The following is a 21,538-nucleotide window of genomic DNA, read 5'->3' as shown; positions in this document are numbered from 1 at the left end:
ACAGACTCCGTTAGTGAATAAGCGGCTGCCAGAGGGTCATCAGCCCCTGCGTCAGCCCACCGCGCCAGCAAAGCGCATCGTGCCCGCCGTCAACCTGACGCCAGAAAATCGGCTGCTGCGTGTGTAGTTCGGCAAAAATCGCCTGATTCGCGCGGAAGATAAGCGGCTCGTTGCGCCCGGCCTCGAGGACAATGCGCAGCCCGCGTGCGGTTTTTTCACCCGCTTTAAGTTGTTCGATGAGCAGCCCGTCCTGCTGCGCCCCGCGGTGCGGCCACCAGTAGGAGCCGGACTGGCTGAGGATGCAGCCAAAACGCTGCGGCCAGTTGAGGCCAGCATAAAGCGAAGAGAGGCCACCAAAGCTCTGGCCCGCCACGATGGTCCGATCGGCACGGTCGCTGAACGAGGCGGTTGTTTTCACAAGGGGAAGGAGTTCTTCCTGCACCGCCAGCCAGAAATCGGGATTACAGGGCAGTTCCCGGCTGCGATGTTCTGTGTCGATCGCATTAATTAAGACGTAGACCGCAGGCGGCAGTTTTCCCTCGCGGGTCAGCGACGCCAGCGCAGGCCAGACGGGCATGCTTTCGGCCCAGAACTGCCCGTCGAGCAGCACCGCCAGCGGGCGCCCGGAGCTGTCATCTCCGGTGGTAAAAATCCACACGCGGCGACGGTTGTTCAGACGTGCACTGTTCCACTCAATGCAGACAGGTGGCTGATACGGCGTATCGGGACGATCCCAGCCGGGCTGAACGGGGGCATCCGGCATCTCCAGCGCCGAGACGGCGTGACCGCGCCCGCCGCGCCAGCTCTGCGGATTCAGCGGGTCGGAGACTGCGTGCGGCAACAGCTTGCGCCAGCCTTCGCGCAGCGCCATGCGGTCCGGCTGCTCGCCTTCAAACACTGCGCTGGCAAAATCGTTTTCGTTATCGGAGGGGATAAAACAGTAGCTGCCGCGCCATTCGGGGCTGAACTCGCCCTGCCACTGCCAGACGTCGGTATCCGGGATGCGCTCAAGAGATTGCGGGCGGGCATTTTGATGATGATCGGTCACGCCGGTGATGTAGAGCCAGACGCGTTTAACCGTTGACGTTTTCTGCGTTCCTGCCGGGTCACGCCACCAGAAGGTGACGCGATAATTCGCCTTCAGACGTTCCCATTCTGGCCCGTTTTTGGACTGCCACCAGGCTTCACTTCCCGTTGTTAACGCCGTCACCCTTATAACCTCATGTTTAACAGTCTTTTTTGTTTCAGGACAAATTTTATTGATAATATTATTGATAACTATTTGCATTTGCAATAGCGTAATGCCCGCGCTGTGGGAAGCGCGCTCATTAAATAACCATAAAAGCGGGACGTACAATGAATAAGAAGATTCACTCTCTGGCCTTGCTGGTCAATTTAGGGATTTATGGTGTCGCGCTGCCCGCCATGGCAGACGACAACACCGCCACCGCGCAGCACGAAGACACAATGGTGATCACCGCCGCCGAGCAGAACCTGCAGGCGCCGGGCGTGTCGACCATCACCGCCGATGAAATCCGCAAAAACCCGCCCGCGCGGGACGTGGCAGAAATCATCCGCACCATGCCGGGCGTCAACCTGACCGGGAACTCCACCAGCGGCCAGCGCGGGAACAACCGTCAGATTGACATTCGCGGCATGGGCCCGGAAAACACCCTGATCCTGATCGACGGTAAGCCAGTCACCAGCCGTAACTCCATCCGCCTGGGCTGGCGCGGCGAGCGTGATACCCGCGGCGATACCGGCTGGGTGCCACCAGAGATGATCGAACGCATCGAAGTGATCCGCGGCCCGGCCGCCGCGCGCTACGGTAACGGCGCGGCTGGCGGCGTGGTGAACATCATCACCAAAAAATTCGACAACCAGTGGCACGGCTCCTGGAACACCTACCTCAATGCGCCAGAACACAAGGACGAAGGTTCCACCAAGCGCACCAACTTCAGCCTCAGCGGTCCGCTGGGCGGCGATTTCAGCTTCCGCATGTTCGGCAACCTGGACAAAACCCAGGCCGACGCGTGGGACATCAACCAGGGCCACCAGTCTGACCGTACCGGTGCTTACGCCGACACGCTGCCCGCAGGCCGTGAAGGTGTGGAAAACAAAGACATCAACGGCGTGGTGCGCTGGGACTTCGCGCCAATGCAGTCTCTGGAGTTTGAAGCCGGCTACAGCCGCCAGAACAACCTGTACGCAGGTGACACGCAGAACACCAACAACGACAACAGCTCCAGCGGGCTGGTGAAGAAAAACTACGGTAAAGAGACTAACCGTATCTACCGCCAGAACTTTGCGGTGACCTGGAACGGCGGCTGGGATAACGGCATTACCACCAGCAACTGGGCGCAGTACGAACACACCCGCAACTCCCGTCTGGGCGAAGGGCTGGCGGGCGGTCTGGAAGGATTGTTCAACAGCAATAAATTCACCGACACCGACCTGGCCGACGTGATGCTGCACAGCGAAATCAACCTGCCGATTGATTTCATCGTCAACCAGAACCTGACGCTGGGCACCGAGTGGAACCAGCAGCGCATGAAGGATTCCACCTCTAACACCCAGGCCCAGCAGGGCGGCACCATTCCGGGCATGAGCGACGACCGCAGCCCGTACTCCTCGGCGGAGATTTTCTCCCTGTTCGCCGAAAACAACATGGAGTTGACCGACAGCACCATGCTGACCCCTGCCCTGCGCTTCGATCACCACACCATCGTCGGCAACAACTGGAGCCCGTCGCTCAACCTCTCGCAGGGCCTTGGCGATGAATTCACGCTGAAGATGGGGATCGCGCGCGCCTACAAAGCACCGAGCCTGTACCAGACTAACCCGAACTACCTGCTCTACAGCAAAGGTCAGGGCTGCTACGCAAGCTCCGACGGCGTGGGCTGCTACATGATGGGTAACGACGACCTGAAAGCTGAAACCAGCATCAACAAAGAGATCGGTCTGGAGTGGAAACGTGACGGCTGGCAGGCGGGTGTCACCTGGTTCCGTAACGACTATCGCGACAAGATTGAAGCAGGCTACGCGCCGATTGGCCAGACGTCCACCAGCAAAGTCACGACCGATATTTACCAGTGGGAAAACGTGCCGAAGGCGGTGGTCGAAGGTCTGGAAGGCTCCCTGAACGTGCCGGTCAGCGACACCATTAACTGGACCAACAACATCACCTACATGCTGCAGAGCAAAAACAAGGAGACCGGCGACCGTCTGTCGATCATTCCTGAGTACACGCTGAACTCAACCCTGAGCTGGCAGGTGCATCAGGATGTGTCGCTCCAGTCGACCTTCACCTGGTACGGCAAGCAGCAGCCGAAGAAGTACAACTACAAAGGTCAGCCGGTGACCGGGTCTGAGAAAGACGAAGTCAGCCCGTACAGCATCGTGGGCCTGAGCGCGACCTGGGATGTGACCAAAAACGTCAGCCTGACCGGCGGCGTAGACAACGTCTTCGACAAGCGCCAGTGGCGTGCGGGTAATGCCCAGACCACCGGGAACACCACGACCGGTGCGTATATGTACGGTGCGGGTGCGTATACGTATAATGAGCCGGGCCGGACCTGGTATATGAGCGTGAATACGCATTTCTAGGTGAAAGCAAAACGGCAACCCTGTTGCCGTTTTTAGTGTTTGCTCCCTCTCCCTGTGGGAGAGGGCCGGGGTGAGGGCAAGGTAAAAGCAAAACGGCAACCCCGTTGCCGTTTTTAGTGTTTGCTCCCTCTCCCTGTGGGAGAGGGTCGGGGTGAGGGCATCAGGCCGCATAATTAAAGAGGAAAAACATGCACACCACCCACCGCACGTTCATTCTCGCCGGCCACACCGTCCATCACGTCACCTTCGACCCCGCCACCTTCACCGACGCAGATCTCCTCTGGCTTCCGCATCACGAGCAGCTCGCTGATGCCGGACGCAAACGCAAAGCCGACCATCTTGCCGGACGCATCGCCGCCGCGCACGCCTTACCGGATCACCCCATTCCCGGCATCGGCACCAGCGGCGAACCGCTCTGGCCGGACGGTATTTCCGGCAGCATCACCCACAGCGGCACGCAGGCCATGGCGGTCGTGGTCCGTGAGCGACAGGCGCTTATCGGCATCGATTGCGAAGCGATACTTCCCGAAAACGAAGCCAGAGAAATAAAGGATGGGATCATCGATGTGCAGGAAGAGCCTGTGCTTTCCCGCTCGGGATACCCGTTCGCCCTTGCACTGACGCTGGTGTTTAGCGCCAAAGAGAGCCTGTTTAAAGCCCTCTTTCCACGGGTGCAGGCCTATATGGGGTTTGACAGCGCCCGGGTGACAAAGCTTGACGATAAGACGCTTACGCTGGCGTTGACTCGTCAACTGGCAGGCTTTAACGAAGGCGCAGCCTTCACCCTTCACTGGCAACAGCAGGGTGAACAGGCGATCACCCTGCTGTCACGCTCTCCTGCCGACGGGCCTTCACGCTGGTGACCCCGAACGTCACGATAAACACCATTGCGAACAGCACTACGATGGTCGGCGCAGGCGCGCTGTCGAGATAAAACGACGCATATACACCGCTTACCGACACGAGGGCTGAAACGGCGACCGCGACCAGCAGCGCCATGTGGAAGCGTCGGGTGATCAGCACCGCCACCGCGCCGGGGGCAATCAGCAGCGAAATTGACAGAATAATCCCCACCGCCTTCAGCGTCGCCACGATGGTTAGCGAGACCATGCACAGTAAGCCGTAGTGCAGCCAGCGGGTGCGCAGCCCGCTCACCTGCGCCTGCTGGTAATCAAAGCAGAACAGCAGAAAGTCGCGCCACTTCAGGCCAATCACCAGCGCGATCAGCCCCGCCACGATCCCGCTTTGCAGAATGTCCATCCCGTTAATGCCCAGCATATCGCCGAACAGAATGTGGTCGAGATGCACCTCGGGTTTGACGGCGATATAAAGGATCAGGCCCGCGCCGAACATGCCGGAAAACACGATCCCCATGACCGTATCCTGCTTGATTCGGCTGTTATCCTTCAGGTATCCGGTGGCGACCGCGCAGAACAACCCGGCTACAAACGCCCCCAGCGCCAGCGGCAGGCCCATCATCCACGCCAGCACCACGCCGGGAAACACCGCGTGGCTCATGGCGTCGCCCATCAGCGCCCAGCCTTTCAGCACCAGAAAAACCGACAGCAGCGCGCAGGGCACGGCCACCAGAAGTGAAATCAGCAGCGCGTTGTTCATAAACGCAAACTGGAAAGGGTCGAGAAGCAGCGCCATCATGGCTGTGCCTCCTGCGTCTGACGCGCCCGACGGCGGCTGGCGAGCAGCCCGTGCTGCGGCGCAAAGACGAACGCCAGCAGGAACAGCAGCGTCTGGGCCACGACGATAATGCCGCCGGTCGCGCCGTCCAGATAGTAGCTGGCCCACGCGCCGAGGAAGCTGGTGATGCTGCCAATGGCGACCGCAATCATCAGCAGGCGCGGAAAGCGGTCGGTCAGCAGCCACGCGGTCGCGCCGGGGGTGACCACCAGACAGATCACCAGAAACGCGCCGACGGTTTGCAGCGCCGCCACGGTAGAGACCGCCAGCAGGGTAAAGAAGAGGATTTTCAGGCGTTCAGGACGCAGGCCGATGGCGCGGGCGTGGTTCTCATCAAAAAAGGTCACCATCAGATCTTTCCATTTGAACAGCAGGATAACCATCGACACCACGCCGATAATCGCCAGTTGAACGATATCCTCCGGGGCGATAGCCAGAATATTGCCGAGCACGATGGTCTGAATGTTCACCGATGTCGGGTTGAGCGAGACCATAAACAGCCCGAGCCCGAAAAAGGAGGAGAAGATCAGCCCGATGATGGCATCCTCCTTCAGGCGGCTGCGCTGGTTGAGAAACAGCATGCTGCCCGCCGCCAGCCCGCCCGACAGGAACGCCCCCAGCGAGAACGGCAGCCCGAGCATGTAGGCTCCCGCCACGCCGGGCACGATGGAGTGCGACAGCGCATCGCCGATCAGCGACCAGCCTTTAAGCATCAGATAGCAGGAGAGAAACGCGCACAGCCCGCCCACCATCGCCGAGACCCACATCGCGTTGAGCATGTACTCGTAGCCGAAGGGTTCGAGAAGCGCGTTCATTTTGCCTCCTGTCGGTGCGTCACGAAGGGGCGTTCATCGTCGGTAATAATGCGATCTTCCGAGCCGCTGAGCACCACATGGCGCAGCACGCCGCTAAAGGCGCGCTCGAGATTTTCGGCGGTAAAGGTGGTTTCCGTCGGGCCGCTCGCCAGAACGGTGCCCTTGACCATCACCGTGTAATCACAAAACTCCGAGACCGAGCCCAGGTTATGGGTCGAGACCAGCATCGTTTTGCCCTCGTCGCGAAGCTCGCGCAGCAGGCTGATGATCCTGGCTTCGGTTTTGACGTCCACGCCGGTAAACGGCTCGTCGAGCAGGATCACCTCGCCCTGCTGGGCAATCGCCCGGGCCAGAAACACGCGCTTCTTCTGCCCGCCGGACAGCTCGCCAATCTGCCGATGGCGCAGCTCGAGCATATCCACACGCTTCAGGGCGTCGGTCACGATTTGTCTGTCGCGATCTTTGGGCCGACGCAGAAACCCCATGTGCCCGTAGCGGCCCATCATCACCACATCTTCGACCAGCACCGGAAACGACCAGTCAACCTCTTCCGACTGCGGCACGTAAGCGACCAGGTTCTGGCGCAGCGCCCGGTGAGGCGGCAGCCCCAGAATGGTGATAGTGCCGCTCGCCGCCCGCACAAAGCCCATCACCGCCTTAAACAGCGTGGATTTGCCAGAACCGTTCACGCCAACCAGGGCGGCAATCGATCCGCCCGGCACGCTGAACGACGCGTCGCGCAGCGCCGTGTGGCCGTTGCGGTAGGTCACGGTGACGTCTGAAACAACAATCCCCTCGTGCATGGTTACTCCTTCATGCCGTCACGGATGCCCTGTACCAGCGTGCGGGTGGTGACGTTCAGCAGATCGATATAGGTCGGCACCGGGCCGTTTTGCGCGCTCAGTGAGTCGACGTACAGCACGCCGCCGTAGTGGGTGTCGGTTTCCCGCGCCACCTGACGCGCGGGCTTATCGGAGACCGTGCTTTCGCTGAACACCGCCGGGATATGATGTTTTTTCACCTGGTCGATCACCTTGCGCACCTGCTGGGGCGTGCCCTGCTGATCGGCGTTGATCGGCCACAGGTAAAGCTCTTTCATCCCCAGATCCCGCGCCAGATAGGAGAAGGCACCTTCGCTGGTTACCATCCAGCGCTTGTCTTCCGGGATCTCCGCCACCTGCTTACGCAGCGGTTCGAGAGTGGCGGTGATCTTCTGCTTGTAGGCTTCAGCGTTGCGCTGATAGGTCTGTGCGTTGGCCGGATCGTACTTCACCAACGCGTCGCGGATGTTATCGACGTAAATCAGGGCGTTATCCGGCGACATCCACGCGTGCGGGTTGGGCTTGCCGTTATACGGCCCCTCGCCGATCCCCATCGGCGTAATGCCGTTAGTGACAATCACTTCCGGCACGCCGCTCAGGTGCTGATAAAAGCGCTGGAACCAGAGCTCCAGATTCATGCCGTTCGCCAGAATCAGCTGCGCCTTCTGTGCGCGTTTTATATCGCCCGGGGTAGGCTGGTACTCGTGAATTTCAGCGCCCGGCTTAGTGATGGACGTCACGTCTGCGGCGTCACCCGCCACGTTTTTCGCCATATCAGCGATAACGGTAAAGGTGGTGATAACCTGAAACTTTTCAGCCGCCAGCGCGCCGGTCGTGGTCGCAGTAATGAGCAGCGCGCCGAGCAACAGACGCTTCAATCCTTGCCGTGGGTGCATCGCAGAAGTCTCCTGAGGTGATTAAATTCAAAGCAAAATTAGCCCGTGCTATAAGGTATAGCACAGGCTATATTTAAATGAAAATGGTTATCATTAAAGTTGTGTCAATGAAAGGCGAGCCTGATGGCGCTTCGCTTATCAGGCCTACCGAAAAGCAGTTTTGTAGGCCGGGTAAGCGCAGCGCTACCCGGCAAGAAAGACGGCTGAATTGTTAATGACAAATGTTTGTCATCAATCAAACATCCGGGAACATCACACTATTCCCAGGCGCTTCCCTGTGCAGATGGATAAAGTTCAGGTGCCGTTCATACTGATCCAGAATGTCCGTAATCACCTGCTCCTTGCTGTAATCCATCAAATCATTCCCCTGGCTCCCTTCCAGCAGGAAGGTCTCCAGCCGGTAGTAGGTCGACTTCCCGCTGCGCGCCCGGTAGGTAAAGCCGGGTACCGAATACTGCTGTGGCCAGATCTGATAGACAAAGTTCTGCTCGTCGCCCATGTGCACCAGCAGATCCAGGTGCCCCAGGTTCTCCCCCTCGTCCGGCGGCAGGTTTTTCAGCTCTACGTAGGCACCGCGCAGCTTCAGCTCCTGCGCCACCTCTTGCATTGCCGGGTAACACACCGTCTCCATCATCTGTCGGGTATAGCGCGTGCCGGGGTAGTTCATCAGGCGTGAGAGGCGTTTCTTCCAGCTCAGGCGATCCTGCGCCCCCAGCGGTCGCGGCGCGGTGTCGCGGTTGGCGCTTTCGCGGCGGTAATCTTCCACCTTGAGCGATTTATACAGCCCGGCCATCACGAAGAAGATCACGAAGCTGAACGGCAGACCCATGATCACAGTGGTGTTCTGCAGCGCAGAGATACCGTTGGTCATCAGCATGCCGAGCGTCAGCAGGCCGATGGCGACGGACCAAAAGATGCGCAGCCAGTTCGGCGCGTCGCTGTTGATGTCCTTCAGCTTTGAGGTGAAGTTCCCCAGCACCAGCGCGCCGGAATCCGCCGAGGTGACGTAAAACAGCAGACCGGTGATGGTCGCCACCGAGGCGCTAAAAGTAAACGCCGGATACTGCGCCAGCAGGCTATAGAAGCCACGCTCCGGGTGCGCCATCGCTTCCTGCGCGAAGGTCGCATTGCCGTGGATAATTTCGTGCAGCGCGCTGTTGCCGAAAATCGATAGCCACAGCAGGGTAAAGGTGAACGGAATAATCAGCGTACCCATTACGAACTGACGAATGGTGCGGCCACGCGAAATGCGCGCGAGGAACAGGCCGACAAACGGCGACCACGCGACCCACCACGCCCAGAAGAACAGCGTCCAGTTGTTCATCCACTCTACCGGGCGGTCGAAGGCGAAGCTGTTCAGCGTCATGCCCATAAAGCGGTTCACGTAGTCGCCCACGTTGAGCACTAAGGCATTGAGCAGGAACGAAGTGTCGCCCATAAACAGCACGAACAGGATCAGTCCCAGCGCCAGCGCCACGTTCAGCTCGGACAGCACGCGGATGCCCTTATCAACGCCAGACGTCACCGAAATGGTGGCGATAATGACGGAAAGCGCAATCAGCGCCGCTTTGGCGGCCATCGAATCCGGGATATCAAACAGCACGCTCAGCCCGTAGTTGAGCTGCACCACACCAATCCCGAGCGTCGTCGCGATACCGAAGATGGTGCCGATCACCGCCGCAATGTCGACGCTGTGGCCAATCGGGCCGTTAATTTTTTTCCCGAAAATCGGATACAGCGCAGAGCGGATGGTGAGGGGCAAATTATAACGATAGCTAAAGTATCCGAGCGCCATGCCCATCAGGGCGTACATCGACCAGCCGGTCAGGCCGTAGTGGAACAGCGTCCAGACCATCGCCTGGCGCGCGGCCTCCATCGTCTGCCCTGCCCCTTCCGGCGGCTGCATATACTGCGTGACCGGTTCCGCCACGGAGAAGAACATCAGGTCGATGCCGATGCCTGCGGCAAACAGCATCGCGGCCCAGCTCAGCAGGCTGAACTCGGGCTTGGACTGCTCTGGCCCGAGCTTCACCGACCCGAAGCGCGAGCAGGCAATGCAAACCACAAAGACAATATAGAGCGTCGCCGCCAGCAGATAGTACCAGCCGAAGGTCTTCGACACCCAGTTCAGGGTGCGCCCAATCCACTCGGCAGAAAAATCACGAAAGAAAATGGTCGTCAGGGAAAACAACAAAATCAGCCCGGCGGAAGTATAAAAAACGACCGGGTTGATTTTGTCTTTTTCTCTGTCCTGTGAAAGGTCTGTCATCCAGTATCCCCACTGTTTTTGTAACTATTGAAATCCAAATCCGCAACAATTAAGACACATTTTATATTGAACGTCCAATCAAAAACCGCTTTAATGTATTACCAACGCTGATGAATGGAGTGGCAAAAATGCCCAAAGTGGGGATGCAGCCAATCCGGCGCAGGCAGCTTATCGACGCCACGCTGGAAGCAATTAATGAAGTGGGAATGCATGACGCGACCATCGCGCAGATCGCCCGTCGGGCGGGCGTTTCCACGGGGATCATCAGCCATTACTTCAAAGACAAAAACGGTCTGCTGGAAGCGACCATGCGCGACATCACCGGCCAGCTTCGCGACGCGGTATTGAGTCGTCTGCACGCCCTGCCGGACGCCAGCGCGGAGCAGCGATTGCAGGCCATTGTCGGCGGCAACTTTGATGAAACCCAGACCAGTGGCGCGGCGATGAAGGCCTGGCTGGCCTTCTGGGCGAGCAGCATGCACCAGCCGATGCTCTACCGCCTGCAGCAGGTGAGCAGCCGCCGTCTTCTGTCGAACCTGGTGTACGAGTTCCGCCGCGAGCTGCCGCGCGAACAGGCGCAGGAGGCGGGCTACGGGCTGGCGGCGCTGATTGACGGGCTGTGGCTGCGCGCAGCCCTGAGCGGCAAACCGCTGGATAAGACGCTGGCCCAGTCGCTTACCAGCCACTTTATCAGCCAGCATTTACCGACCGAATAACCGAGGAGGATTTATGTCCCGAATGGCAGAACAGCAGCTTTATATCAATGGTGGTTATACATCCGCCACCAGCGGTCGCACCTTCGAGACCATCAACCCGGCCAACGGTGAAGTTCTGGCGACCGTACAGGCCGCCGGGCGAGAAGATGTCGATCGCGCCGTGGAAAGCGCAAAACGCGGGCAAAAAATCTGGGCGGCGATGACCGCCATGGAGCGCTCGCGCATTCTGCGTCGCGCCGTCGATATCCTGCGCGAGCGCAACGACGAACTGGCGAAGCTGGAAACCCTCGACACCGGTAAAGCGTATTCCGAAACCTCAACCGTCGACATCGTCACCGGCGCGGACGTGCTGGAATACTACGCGGGGCTGATCCCGGCGCTGGAAGGCAGCCAGATCCCGCTGCGTGAGACCTCATTCGTCTACACCCGCCGCGAGCCGCTGGGCGTGGTGGCGGGCATCGGGGCGTGGAACTACCCGATCCAGATCGCCCTGTGGAAATCCGCCCCGGCGCTGGCGGCGGGCAACGCGATGATCTTCAAGCCGAGCGAAGTGACCCCGCTCACTGCCCTGAAGCTTGCCGAGATCTACACCGAAGCGGGCGTTCCGGACGGCGTGTTTAACGTCCTGCCAGGCGTGGGCGCGGAGACCGGACAGTACCTGACCGAGCATCCGGGCATTGCGAAAGTCTCCTTCACCGGCGGCGTCGCCAGCGGCAAGAAAGTGATGGCCAACTCGGCGGCCTCGTCCCTGAAAGAGGTGACGATGGAGTTGGGCGGCAAATCCCCGCTCATTATTTTTGACGATGCGGATCTGGATCTGGCGGCGGACATCGCCATGATGGCGAACTTCTTCAGCTCCGGCCAGGTGTGCACCAACGGCACCCGCGTGTTCGTGCCCGCGACGTTCAAGGCCGCGTTTGAGCAGAAAATCGTTGAGCGCGTGGGCCGTATTCGCGCGGGCGATCTGTTCGATGAACGCACCAACTTCGGCCCAATGGTCAGCTTCCCGCACCGCGACAGCGTGCTGCGCTACATCGCCAAAGGTAAAGAGGAAGGCGCGCGCGTGCTGTGCGGTGGTGACGTGCTGAAAGGTGACGGCTTTGATAACGGCGCGTGGGTCGCCCCGACCGTGTTCACCGACTGCACCGACGAGATGACCATCGTGCGCGAAGAGATCTTCGGCCCGGTGATGTCCATCCTCTCCTATGAATCCGATGAAGAAGCGATCTGCCGCGCCAACGACACCGACTACGGACTGGCGGCGGGCATCGTCACTGCCGACCTGAACCGCGCGCATAGCGCCATTCACCAGCTTGAAGCGGGCATCTGCTGGATCAACACCTGGGGTGAATCCGCCGCAGAAATGCCGGTGGGCGGCTACAAGCACTCCGGCATTGGCCGCGAGAACGGGGTGATGACGCTCCAGAGCTACACCCAGGTGAAGTCCATCCAGGTTGAGATGGGTAAATTCCAGTCCATATTTTAACCGGGAGGTTTATTTGCAATTTGACTACATCATTATCGGGGCCGGCTCTGCCGGCAACGTACTGGCAACGCGACTGACTGAAGATCCGAATACCACCGTCCTGCTGCTTGAGGCGGGCGGGCCGGATTACCGCTTTGACTTCCGCACCCAGATGCCCGCCGCGCTGGCGTTTCCGCTGCAGGGCAAGCGTTACAACTGGGCATATGAAACCGAGCCAGAGCCGTATATGAACAACCGCCGCATGGAGTGCGGACGCGGCAAAGGGCTGGGCGGCTCGTCGCTGATAAACGGCATGTGCTACATCCGCGGTAACGCGATGGATCTGGACAACTGGGCCAAAGAAACGGGCCTTGAACACTGGAGCTACCTCAACTGCCTGCCCTACTACCGCAAGGCGGAAACGCGCGACGTGGGCCCGAACGACTACCACGGCGGCGACGGCCCGGTGAGCGTCACCACCTCGAAACCGGGCGTGAACCCGCTGTTTGAAGCGATGGTCGAAGCCGGCGTGCAGGCGGGCTATCCGCGCACTGAGGATCTCAACGGCTATCAGCAGGAAGGCTTCGGGCCGATGGACCGCACGGTGACGCCGCAGGGCCGACGCGCCAGCACCGCGCGCGGCTATCTGGACCAGGCGAAGCCGCGTCCGAACCTGACCATCCGCACCCACGCCATGACCGATCATATTGTCTTTGACGGCAAACGCGCCGTGGGCGTCGAGTGGCTCGAAGGCGAAAGCACTATCCCATCCAAAGCGACGGCGAACAAAGAGGTTCTGCTGTGCGCAGGGGCCATTGCCTCCCCGCAGATCCTGCAGCGCTCCGGCGTGGGCAACGCGGAGCTGCTGAAGCAGTTCGATATTCCGCTGGTACACGACCTGCCCGGCGTGGGCGAAAACCTGCAGGATCACCTGGAGATGTACCTCCAGTACGAATGCAAAGAGCCGGTCTCCCTCTACCCTGCCCTGCAGTGGTGGAACCAGCCGAAGATTGGCGCCGAGTGGCTGTTTGGCGGCACCGGCGTGGGCGCGAGCAACCACTTCGAAGCGGGCGGGTTTATCCGCAGCCGCGAAGAATTCGAGTGGCCGAACATCCAGTACCACTTCCTGCCGGTGGCGATTAACTACAACGGCTCGAACGCGGTAAAAGAGCACGGCTTCCAGTGCCACGTCGGCTCCATGCGTTCCCCGAGCCGCGGCCACGTGCGGATTAAATCCCGCGATCCGCACCAGCATCCGGCAATTCTGTTCAACTATATGTCCCACGAGCAGGACTGGCAGGAGTTCCGCGACGCGATCCGCATTACCCGCGAGATCATGCACCAGCCCGCGCTGGACAAGTACCGCGGTCGCGAAATCAGCCCGGGCGTCGAGTGCCAGACCGACGAGCAGCTGGACGAATTCGTGCGCAACCACGCCGAAACCGCCTTCCACCCGTGTGGCACCTGCAAAATGGGTTACGACGAGATGGCGGTGGTCGACGGCGAAGGCCGCGTTCACGGGCTGGAAGGGCTGCGCGTGGTGGATGCGTCGATCATGCCGCAAATCATCACCGGCAACCTGAACGCCACCACCATCATGATTGGCGAGAAGATAGCCGACGCCATTCGCGGGCGCGAGCCGCTGGCGAAGAGCACGGCGGCGTATTATGTGGCGAACGGGGCGCCGGTCAGACGCTGAGTTGCCTGACTACGTTTCAACAATGATTAGGCACTCAGTTTCATAGATTAAACTCCCCGGACGTCGCCGCCGGGGATTTGCACCAGTCAGAACGCATTGTCCCTGAGACGAAAAGAGCGGATAATGCGATCCCAGATCGCCACAAGCTCAGCGTCGCTATAGGCTGATGGGAAAGCAGTGTCGCTTCCTTCGGGTGGGATTTCGTTGCTTAACGTCAGATCAAGATTGGGATGCATGAAGTCTGTATTTGTCTCATTCGCTACGGCGGTAAACATGAGTTGTGCTGAGGGATTATCGGATGAGCTTGTCGGCGGGGCCGTAATCAACCATTCACTGGTCTTGAAACCAGCAATCTGCGTTTCACCCTTACGCAGCGTGCGTCCATTAATGCTGTTGATATAAGACTGAATTTCCCCGGTTCGCTCCAGCATGGTGGTGCTTTCTTTCAGAGCATTATTGCTCCAGACGGTAAAAGAAAAGACCGAACTGTGCGGATAAATAAAGGTGATGTCTTCCTTTGGTTTTCCGTTCCCGTCGCGGATATACCCCTCGGAAATACAGGTGCCCGGTTGTGTCGGGATTTCATCATCTTTTCGCCCGCTCAGACGGGACATTAAGTCCTGTAGCTCTGCTAGTTTCTGAGGTTTGTTGTTAATATGGCCGAGACTGACACCAGCATTGATAAAATCCTCTTTATCATGTTGATATTTAGGATCTGATAAATCGATAATATCCTGACTGAGGATAAACGCTACCCCATCTATATACAGGTGCCCTTCCAGAGTGCGGCCATATCCTCCTTCACTCCCATTTCTATTCCGGTCAAATATCACCGCATTCTCATTGATCCGGTGCACCTGCTTAAGAAAAGGCTGATCCATCGCATCAACCGTATGGCTGTTTTTCAGCGTCTCCTCTCGCAGTCGGATACGCTGCGCAAACGCCGGGCGATAAAGTCGCTTGCTGCTGATGCTGATCTCATTGATTTTGGCATCTTCGGTCCGGGGGTTTTCAAAAGAGGATGGAACCTCAAACACATAGCGCCCCACGCACTGGGCTTTAGTGGAGGCAAACAGGGTATCAACCATACTTTTTTCCTTAGCGGTCAATTCTGGTGGCGTATGAACAAACGCCACATAGTTGTGAGTATAGAATCCTGCCGCCAGCAACAGCATCGCCAGCGGAATAAGCAGGGGAAACGGGAGTTTTTTCATGGTGCTGGCACCTGCTGCACGATTTTTACCACCGAGCGGACTGTGAACATCAGGGCGTCGGACAAGTCGCTGTAAACTGAACGGGAGCGGTCTACGGGATCAACGGCATAGGCCCCTTCATGGTCAACATTGGTCGCCAGTACCCCAAGAATTCTGGGGGACCTGGTCCGAATCGCCTTTACTGGCACCGTGCCATCGCCGGGCGTTCCTGCGGAAATTAACTCAAAGGTTGTTCCTGCATCTTGCCTATATGTCGGCGATGATGGCTCTGGATAGCCCATCACCGGCACGGGCCGCAGAGCAGGCCGTTCTTTCCACGTCAGAAAAGCATCAGACTTATTGTCTGCACTCGCGCCATAAAACAGCCAGGTCTGCGGGTGGTATTTGCCGTTCAGTTTTTCAATGAATTCTTTAACTGGATTCTTTATCCGGTATACAAAATCTTGCCACTCACTATTCGTATCCCCCAGCAGCAAATCCTTATCACACAGTCGCCACCAGTCCGTTTTGTTCAGGTATATTTCCGTGTAAGGATCACTCTTCGGCAAAGACTGCTGCGTAATGTCGCTTTCGATTTTCAGCCAGCCCGGGCCATAAGCCTTGCCCGGCAGCAGCTGTAACGGACCGGGAGACTGGGCCAGCACCGGCATCAGTTTCTCAGCACTGTCCCCGATAATCATCCCGGTAATTCCCCGTTCGCCGGTTTTCATACGTCGATAAGCTGCTGGCGAGCCGAGGTCGGGCATCACCCCGTGGACAATCCCCAGAATATTGCTCTGTCCGTTCATGTTTTCTGAATAATGCCGGGCAACCAGGCCTCCCATCGAATGGGTAACCAGAATGACTTTATCCACCGCGAGACGACCGTGATATAACCCCAGAACCTTGCTGATATATTGGCCAAGCAACGCCGCCGAATCAGCATTCGACTGTAGCCAGTTATAGCCAAAAACGTGAAGCGGGTATAAAAAGTGGTGGCCGTGCGCAGTTTCTTCTTCCGTCAGCACTTGCTCTGCAGGTTCGTCACCGATTCTTACACCGGTAAAACGCTGCCGCGCCGTTTGTAATTGCGCTTCACGGAAATAATTATCTAACAGGATATCGTCGTCACTGAGCAAGTACTGCAACCGGTCAAGCGCCTCGCCGTAGCTCATATAAAACGCACTTCCCCACCCCCGTGTACGGCGGGACGGGAATTTTTTGCCATCTGCCCCCTCATTGAAGATATTCCCGCTGTTATCAACGGATGTGGTTTTTGGGTCCAGAAGCTGTTTTCTTTTCTCTGGGCCTGCTAACGGCCATTTTTTAAGCGATTCGACACTGAACTGCCAGACTTTGTTGTCTTTATTTTTTAAATTTGACCCCATGACTCCTGGAATAAAAACAACCGGAATGATTTTATGCGGCGGCATAAGGCAAACCGCCACGTAATTATTTTCTTTTGGCTGGGAGATCAATTCATAATGAAACCGTCCATTGTCGTCCCAGATAGGCCGATGATAAGCACGATTTTCAGAGTCATCCATGAGTTAAGTTCCTGATATTGGAGATCCAGAAGGGCATTAGCGCATAAAACCCGCGAGCTGAACTTAACCAAAATCAACTATCAAATTCACTTTGCCCCCCTTCCAAAAATATTTTCATTTGCCTGCATCCACTTTCCCCCCTGCCCTCGTATGTGAGTATGTGAGCAACGCCTTTGCTCCTTAATCCGAGGATAAATGATGAAAAAGCTACTCAGTGTTGCATTCGTATCCAGCGCTTTACTCTTCTGTGCAGGCGCATCAGCGGCCATGACATCAGGCTCCGTGATGGTGGGCGGAGCGGAAATGTTCCCGATCAAAAACATTGTTGAAAACGCTGTGAATTCAAAAGATCACACCACGCTGGTGGCGGCGGTCAAAGCGGCCGGGCTGGTGGATACGCTTCAGAGCAAAGGGCCCTTCACCGTTTTTGCGCCGACCGATGCGGCGTTTGCTAAATTGCCTGCGGGTACGGTCGACAATCTGGTGAAGCCGGAAAATAAAGCGCTGCTCACCAGCATCCTGACCTATCACGTGGTCGCCGGTAATTACGATATGAAAGCGCTGGAGCAGAAAATTAAACAGGGCGGCGGTCATGCGGAGCTTAAGACCGTAAACGGTCAGTCTCTGTGGATCATGAGTAACGGCCCGCACAATATTCAGCTCAAGGACGGTAAAGGTAACGTGGCGAACATCAGCACCTATGACGTCCATCAGAAAAATGGCGTGATCGATGTGATTGATACCGTCCTGATGCCTAAGTAGTTGTCTATACTTCGGAAGTGTGACGTTGCCTTCCGGGAAAAACATGGATAACGCGCTGGCTCAACAGCAGTTGAAATTAATGCAGGCGATCGCTAACGGCGATCGCCGCGCATTTGAACAACTTTACCGACTCACATCGCCTCACCTGTTTGCCGTCGCGCTGCGCATGCTTCATCATCGCGCCTGGGCAGAAGAGATCCTTCACGACTGTTTTGTCACCGTCTGGAGTAAAGCTGAAACCTATAACGCCGCCCTGAGCTCTCCGATGACCTGGCTTACGCATATTGTTCGCAACCGCTGTATTGACTGGCTGCGCAGCGGGCAAACCCGCGCTGCCGCCCGCGAGGAGTCGTATTCCGAAGAGAGTCTGCTTAGCGAAAACGATGAGCCGAACAGCTGGCACGAAGACGCACAGGCAGCACGGCTCAGGCACTGTCTGGATCATTTGAGTCATGAACAGCGCCAGAGCATTATGCTCGCCTACTATCAGGGCATGTCCCACAGCGACATTGCCGACTGGCTCCAGCAGCCCGTGGGCTCGGTAAAAAGCTGGATCCGCCGCGCGATGGATCATCTTCGGGAGTGTGTGGGCCTATGAATGGCAGCGAAAAACGCGATGACATGCTGGCTGCGGAGTATGCCCTCGGTACTCTGCGCGGAGGGGCGCGGCTTCAGTTCCAGAAAAGAGTTGCCGCTGAGCCTGGTCTGGCCGCCCGCGTGGCGTACTGGCAGGAAACGTTCAGCACGCTCGACAGTCATCTCGCGCCCGTTAACCCACCCGAGACGGTGTGGAAGAGGATCGCCATCGATCTGCCACCGAAAAAGCCTTTGCGCCAAAGCCGACCCTATCTCGGCTGGATGGTCGCGGCCGGCATCGCCGCCGTTAGCGCGGTAGCCTGGTATTCCACCCGCACGCCGGAACTCGCACCGCTGATGGTGCTCAACGATGCCCAACAGCACGGGCAATGGATCGTCAGTGCGGACAGCCGCCGCCAGTATCTGAGCATCACCCCTCTCAGACCGAACGCTGTCGCGGCGCAAAACAGCCTGCAGCTTTGGCTTATTCCTGCCGGGAAGGCCCCGATATCCCTTGGGCTGCTGCAAAGTGATATACCGACTAATGTTGCCCTCAGGAACAACACCCTTACCCCTGACGCGATGATAGCCATAAGCCTCGAACCCGAAGGGGGGTCTCCCACCGGTCAACCCACCGGCCCCGTGCTGTACAGCGGCAAGATTTAATCCTCCGGCCTTGTTCGCAGGGCCGCGCGCCTCTTAATCTACCTTCCGCGGATTTACACCCGCGTGATAAGAAAAGAGAGATTTTTCAATACTCAATCCTATACATAATATTGACTGTTACATATAAGAATTAAATATTAGCACCGCAATGAATTTTATTATTTAAAACGTTATTGACACTATCCCTGCAACTCCATTAAGTTTAAATCGAACGTTATTTAATTCGATATATACAATATATTTTTAAAAAGGGTTAAAGAATTCGTCATCATTCTTTAATCCTTATCTGCATTTTATTTTTTTGAATCACACAACAGTGAGATAAGATCATGAATAATAGTGCAAACAAAGTTGTTGTTATCACCGGTGCCAGCAGCGGTATTGGTGAGGCCATTGCCCTTCATCTGGTAAATAAACCTTTCTCTCTGGTGCTGGTTGCCCGTCGTCTGGAGAGAATTAACGCCCTGGTGGATCGCATTATTCAGCAGGGCGGCCAGGCGATTGCCTTGAAGGCGGACGTGACCCGACAGGAGGAGGTTCAGCGCGCGATTGACGCTGCCGTCACCGCATACCAGCGCGTCGACGTGCTGATCAACAACGCGGGCTTTATGGCGATTGCCCCCCTCAGCGAGCTGAAAACCGACGAGTGGGACCGGATGATCGATACCAATATTAAAGGCGTGCTGTACGGTATCGCCGCGGCATTCCCTGTATTCCAGCGTCAGGGGAGCGGACACTTTATTAACGTGGCCTCCGTGGCGGGTATCAAGGTCCTTGCCCCCGGCGGCGTGGTGTACAGCGCCACGAAATTCGCCGTCCGCGCCCTGAGTGAAGGCTTACGTCTGGAAGCGGGGAAAACCGTTCGAACTACCCTAATTTCCCCCGGTGCCGTTGAAAGCGAGCTGCAGTTTGGCAGCTCTGATGCCCCGAGCAAACAGTTCCTGCATGAATTTTATAAGCAGGCTATTCCGGCAGAGTCGATTGCCAGAGCCGTATTATTTGCTATCGAACAGCCTGACGACGTTGATGTAAATGAAATAATTGTCCGTCCTACGCAGGAAGAATTTTAACATAAGTTAAATAACGCTGAATGAGGTGTCATTATGATTAAATCATTAACGTCCCTATCAGATTTAAATATGCGATCGGGTGCCGATATTCTCCTTGAAGTGCTGGAGAGTGAAGGTGTGGAATATATTTTTGGCAACCCTGGCACCACCGAACTCCCGCTCATTGATGCCCTTCTTCGCCATGAAAATATTCACTATATTCTGGCACTCCAGGAGAGCAGCGTGGTCGCCATTGCCGACGGCTACGCGAAAGCCTCCGGCAAGACCGGTTTTATCAATTTGCATACCGCCAGCGGTCTTGGGCACGGCATGGGGAATCTCATTAATTCGCGGATCATGAAAACGCCGCTGGTTGTCACCGTCGGGCAGCAGGACACGCGGCACTACGTGCGCGACCCGCTCCTGTACGATGACATTGTCTCCATTGGATCGCCGGTGGTGAAATGGGCGCAGGAGGTCACCAGCGCCGATCAGCTCCCGGTTCTTGTGCGCCGCGCCTTTCACGCCGCCAGCTACCCTCCCGCGGGTCCGGTGCTGCTATCCCTGCCAATGAACGTGATGGAAGAGCTGAGCGACGCCGGGATACAAACGGCCTCTAAAGTGAACTACCACACCGTGGCGGGCTCGCTGGACGAACTGGCCGAAGAGTTGATACAGGTTACGCCCGGCAGGATCATGATTGTGGCGGGGGATGAAGTTCACTCCAGCGGCTCGACGCAGGAGATTGTCCAGCTTGCTGAAGCGCTCGGCGCCCACGTCTACGGCTCCTCCTGGCCGTTGAATTTGCCCTTCCCCACGCAGCACGCGCTCTGGCGAGGGAATATGCCCACCACCGCAAATGAAATCGCCAGCGTCGTTAATGCCTACGATGCGGTGTTTATCATCGGCGGCAGAAGCCTGATTACCATTTTGTATAGCGAGGGCGAGGCCATTCCGGAAACCTGCGCGGTGTATCAGCTCTCGGCGGATATGAACGAACTTGGCCGCACCTACGCCACCCGCCTCTCGGTGATGGGAGATATAAAACTCTCCCTGAAGGAACTGTTGCCGAAGCTTGAGCAACGCCGGGTGGCAAGCAAATTGGCGCATCAGCGGCTGCTCAAAGCGGCACGCGCTGAACGTGGAAAAGAGTGGCAACTGCAGGAAGAGCGTCTGGCAGCCGAGCGGCTGCGCCCGGCGATTTCACCGATGGTCGCGGCCTACGAGGTGATAAAGTCTGTTCCACCTGGCATAACGATTGTCGACGAGGCGATAGCAACGGCCAGACACGTTCGCCGGTTTATCTCCGACCAGCAGCACCCGCGCTATTACTTTATGCGCGGCGGCGGTCTGGGCTGGGGAATGCCTGCAGCAGTAGGTCACTCGCTGGGGCAGGGGCGCGAGCCGGTAGTGTGTCTGGTTGGCGACGGCGCCTCCCTGTACTCGCCGCAGGCGCTCTGGACGGCGGCACACGAAAATCTGCCCGTCACCTTTATCGTGATGAATAACCTAGAGTACAACATCCTGAAAAACTTCATGAAAGGACAGCCGGGCTACAGTTCGACAAAGCTGGGTCGTTTTATCGGGATGGATCTGATTAACCCGCGAATTGATTTCCAGTCGCTGGGCACCGCGATGGGTATCCGCTGCTGCCGGGTGACCCAGGCCGCGGATATCGCCACAGCGGTGACGCAGGGGCTACAGTCCGGAAAAACCAATTTGATCGAAATCGCGATTTCCGCAGATTGATCGACCGTTTCAGA

Annotated in this window: 18 protein-coding genes; 10 read left to right on the top strand and 8 right to left on the bottom strand. The window is 57.5% G+C overall.

Annotation, left to right across the window (positions count from 1 at the left end):
* Positions 1-10: 10 nt before the first annotated feature.
* A complete protein-coding gene (fes, locus tag KW829_RS06220) occupies positions 11-1,210 on the bottom strand; it encodes an enterochelin esterase (protein WP_218307844.1) in 1,200 nt (399 codons plus the stop codon).
* A gap of 146 nt (positions 1,211-1,356) precedes the next feature.
* Between fes and KW829_RS06215 the strand changes: the two genes are divergently transcribed.
* Positions 1,357-3,606 (top strand): TonB-dependent siderophore receptor, encoded by a 2,250-nt coding sequence (locus KW829_RS06215; protein ID WP_010428395.1) that lies wholly within the window; start codon positions 1,357-1,359, stop codon positions 3,604-3,606.
* Positions 3,607-3,794: 188 nt separating this feature from the next.
* Entirely contained in the window at positions 3,795-4,469 is a 675-nt protein-coding gene (gene entD / locus KW829_RS06210; protein ID WP_218307843.1) for an enterobactin synthase subunit EntD, read from the top strand.
* Here entD and KW829_RS06205 read toward each other — a convergent pair.
* From KW829_RS06205 to betT, 5 genes are all read right to left on the bottom strand, one after another.
* Positions 4,423-5,262 carry a metal ABC transporter permease gene (locus KW829_RS06205; protein WP_010428393.1) on the bottom strand — a complete coding sequence of 280 codons (840 nt, stop codon included), beginning with the start codon at positions 5,260-5,262 and terminating at the stop codon, positions 4,423-4,425. The genes entD and KW829_RS06205 overlap by 47 nt on opposite strands.
* A complete protein-coding gene (gene sitC / locus KW829_RS06200) occupies positions 5,259-6,116 on the bottom strand; it encodes an iron/manganese ABC transporter permease subunit SitC (protein WP_218307842.1) in 858 nt (285 codons plus the stop codon). Before sitC ends, KW829_RS06205 begins: the two co-directional genes overlap by 4 nt.
* Positions 6,113-6,919: an iron/manganese ABC transporter ATP-binding protein SitB gene (gene sitB / locus KW829_RS06195; protein ID WP_010428383.1), complete on the bottom strand. Its 807-nt coding sequence runs from the start codon at positions 6,917-6,919 to the stop codon at positions 6,113-6,115. The genes sitC and sitB overlap by 4 nt, the downstream gene beginning before the upstream one ends.
* 2 nt (positions 6,920-6,921) lie before the next feature.
* Complete coding sequence (locus KW829_RS06190) at positions 6,922-7,833, bottom strand: metal ABC transporter substrate-binding protein (RefSeq protein WP_218307841.1); 912 nt, start codon at positions 7,831-7,833, stop codon at positions 6,922-6,924.
* 235 nt (positions 7,834-8,068) lie between these two features.
* Positions 8,069-10,102 (bottom strand): choline BCCT transporter BetT, encoded by a 2,034-nt coding sequence (gene betT, locus KW829_RS06185; protein WP_089599352.1) that lies wholly within the window; start codon positions 10,100-10,102, stop codon positions 8,069-8,071.
* 128 nt (positions 10,103-10,230) lie between these two features.
* On the opposite strand from betT, the gene betI reads away from it, so the two are divergent.
* The 3 genes from betI to betA are packed head-to-tail and all read left to right on the top strand — an operon-like array spanning position 10,231 to position 13,982.
* Positions 10,231-10,818, top strand: a complete 588-nt coding sequence (gene betI / locus KW829_RS06180) for a transcriptional regulator BetI (protein WP_211446267.1) — start codon at positions 10,231-10,233, stop codon at positions 10,816-10,818.
* Positions 10,819-10,831: 13 nt separating this feature from the next.
* A complete protein-coding gene (gene betB, locus KW829_RS06175; protein ID WP_218307840.1) occupies positions 10,832-12,304 on the top strand; it encodes a betaine-aldehyde dehydrogenase in 1,473 nt (490 codons plus the stop codon).
* 13 nt (positions 12,305-12,317) lie between these two features.
* Positions 12,318-13,982 (top strand): choline dehydrogenase, encoded by a 1,665-nt coding sequence (betA, locus tag KW829_RS06170; protein WP_212474161.1) that lies wholly within the window; start codon positions 12,318-12,320, stop codon positions 13,980-13,982.
* An 86-nt stretch (positions 13,983-14,068) separates the two neighbouring features.
* Here the strand turns inward: betA and KW829_RS06165 are convergent, their stop codons facing one another.
* Both KW829_RS06165 and KW829_RS06160 read right to left on the bottom strand, forming a co-directional pair.
* Positions 14,069-15,196, bottom strand: coding sequence for a T6SS immunity protein Tli4 family protein (locus tag KW829_RS06165; RefSeq protein ID WP_218307839.1), 1,128 nt, complete (start codon positions 15,194-15,196; stop codon positions 14,069-14,071).
* Positions 15,193-16,722 carry a hypothetical protein gene (locus tag KW829_RS06160; protein WP_218307838.1) on the bottom strand — a complete coding sequence of 510 codons (1,530 nt, stop codon included), beginning with the start codon at positions 16,720-16,722 and terminating at the stop codon, positions 15,193-15,195. The genes KW829_RS06165 and KW829_RS06160 overlap by 4 nt, the downstream gene beginning before the upstream one ends.
* Positions 16,723-16,920: 198 nt before the next feature.
* On the opposite strand from KW829_RS06160, the gene KW829_RS06155 reads away from it, so the two are divergent.
* The 5 genes from KW829_RS06155 to KW829_RS06135 all read left to right on the top strand — a co-directional run bounded on the left by KW829_RS06155 (position 16,921) and on the right by KW829_RS06135 (position 21,524).
* Entirely contained in the window at positions 16,921-17,484 is a 564-nt protein-coding gene (locus tag KW829_RS06155; protein WP_218307837.1) for a fasciclin domain-containing protein, read from the top strand.
* A 43-nt stretch (positions 17,485-17,527) separates the two neighbouring features.
* On the top strand, positions 17,528-18,082 hold the full coding sequence (locus tag KW829_RS06150) for an RNA polymerase sigma factor (protein WP_218307836.1): 555 nt from the start codon (positions 17,528-17,530) through the stop codon (positions 18,080-18,082).
* A complete protein-coding gene (locus KW829_RS06145; RefSeq protein WP_218307835.1) occupies positions 18,079-18,726 on the top strand; it encodes an anti-sigma factor domain-containing protein in 648 nt (215 codons plus the stop codon). The genes KW829_RS06150 and KW829_RS06145 overlap by 4 nt, the downstream gene beginning before the upstream one ends.
* A 329-nt stretch (positions 18,727-19,055) precedes the next feature.
* Positions 19,056-19,796, top strand: a complete 741-nt coding sequence (locus tag KW829_RS06140) for an SDR family oxidoreductase (RefSeq protein WP_218307834.1) — start codon at positions 19,056-19,058, stop codon at positions 19,794-19,796.
* Positions 19,797-19,829: 33 nt separating this feature from the next.
* Positions 19,830-21,524: a thiamine pyrophosphate-binding protein gene (locus KW829_RS06135; protein ID WP_218307833.1), complete on the top strand. Its 1,695-nt coding sequence runs from the start codon at positions 19,830-19,832 to the stop codon at positions 21,522-21,524.
* Positions 21,525-21,538: the final 14 nt, after the last annotated feature.

This window comes from Enterobacter sp. ENT02 (assembly GCF_019219165.1).
Lineage (GTDB): Bacteria > Pseudomonadota > Gammaproteobacteria > Enterobacterales > Enterobacteriaceae > Enterobacter > Enterobacter mori.
The sequence above is the reverse complement of the archived record's forward strand: the minus strand, read 5'-3'. Positions and strand labels throughout refer to the sequence as shown.

Coding starts and splice junctions, on each gene's coding strand:
- KW829_RS06205 (WP_010428393.1), bottom strand. CDS start 5,262: ATGATGGCGCTGCTTCTCGACCCTTTCCAGTTTGCGTTTATGAACAAC.
- KW829_RS06150 (WP_218307836.1), top strand. CDS start 17,528: ATGGATAACGCGCTGGCTCAACAGCAGTTGAAATTAATGCAGGCGATC.
- betT (WP_089599352.1), bottom strand. CDS start 10,102: ATGACAGACCTTTCACAGGACAGAGAAAAAGACAAAATCAACCCGGTC.
- betI (WP_211446267.1), top strand. CDS start 10,231: ATGCCCAAAGTGGGGATGCAGCCAATCCGGCGCAGGCAGCTTATCGAC.
- KW829_RS06155 (WP_218307837.1), top strand. CDS start 16,921: ATGAAAAAGCTACTCAGTGTTGCATTCGTATCCAGCGCTTTACTCTTC.
- KW829_RS06165 (WP_218307839.1), bottom strand. CDS start 15,196: ATGAAAAAACTCCCGTTTCCCCTGCTTATTCCGCTGGCGATGCTGTTG.
- KW829_RS06215 (WP_010428395.1), top strand. CDS start 1,357: ATGAATAAGAAGATTCACTCTCTGGCCTTGCTGGTCAATTTAGGGATT.
- betB (WP_218307840.1), top strand. CDS start 10,832: ATGTCCCGAATGGCAGAACAGCAGCTTTATATCAATGGTGGTTATACA.
- KW829_RS06145 (WP_218307835.1), top strand. CDS start 18,079: ATGAATGGCAGCGAAAAACGCGATGACATGCTGGCTGCGGAGTATGCC.
- sitC (WP_218307842.1), bottom strand. CDS start 6,116: ATGAACGCGCTTCTCGAACCCTTCGGCTACGAGTACATGCTCAACGCG.
- KW829_RS06160 (WP_218307838.1), bottom strand. CDS start 16,722: ATGGATGACTCTGAAAATCGTGCTTATCATCGGCCTATCTGGGACGAC.
- KW829_RS06140 (WP_218307834.1), top strand. CDS start 19,056: ATGAATAATAGTGCAAACAAAGTTGTTGTTATCACCGGTGCCAGCAGC.
- sitB (WP_010428383.1), bottom strand. CDS start 6,919: ATGCACGAGGGGATTGTTGTTTCAGACGTCACCGTGACCTACCGCAAC.
- entD (WP_218307843.1), top strand. CDS start 3,795: ATGCACACCACCCACCGCACGTTCATTCTCGCCGGCCACACCGTCCAT.
- KW829_RS06190 (WP_218307841.1), bottom strand. CDS start 7,833: ATGCACCCACGGCAAGGATTGAAGCGTCTGTTGCTCGGCGCGCTGCTC.
- KW829_RS06135 (WP_218307833.1), top strand. CDS start 19,830: ATGATTAAATCATTAACGTCCCTATCAGATTTAAATATGCGATCGGGT.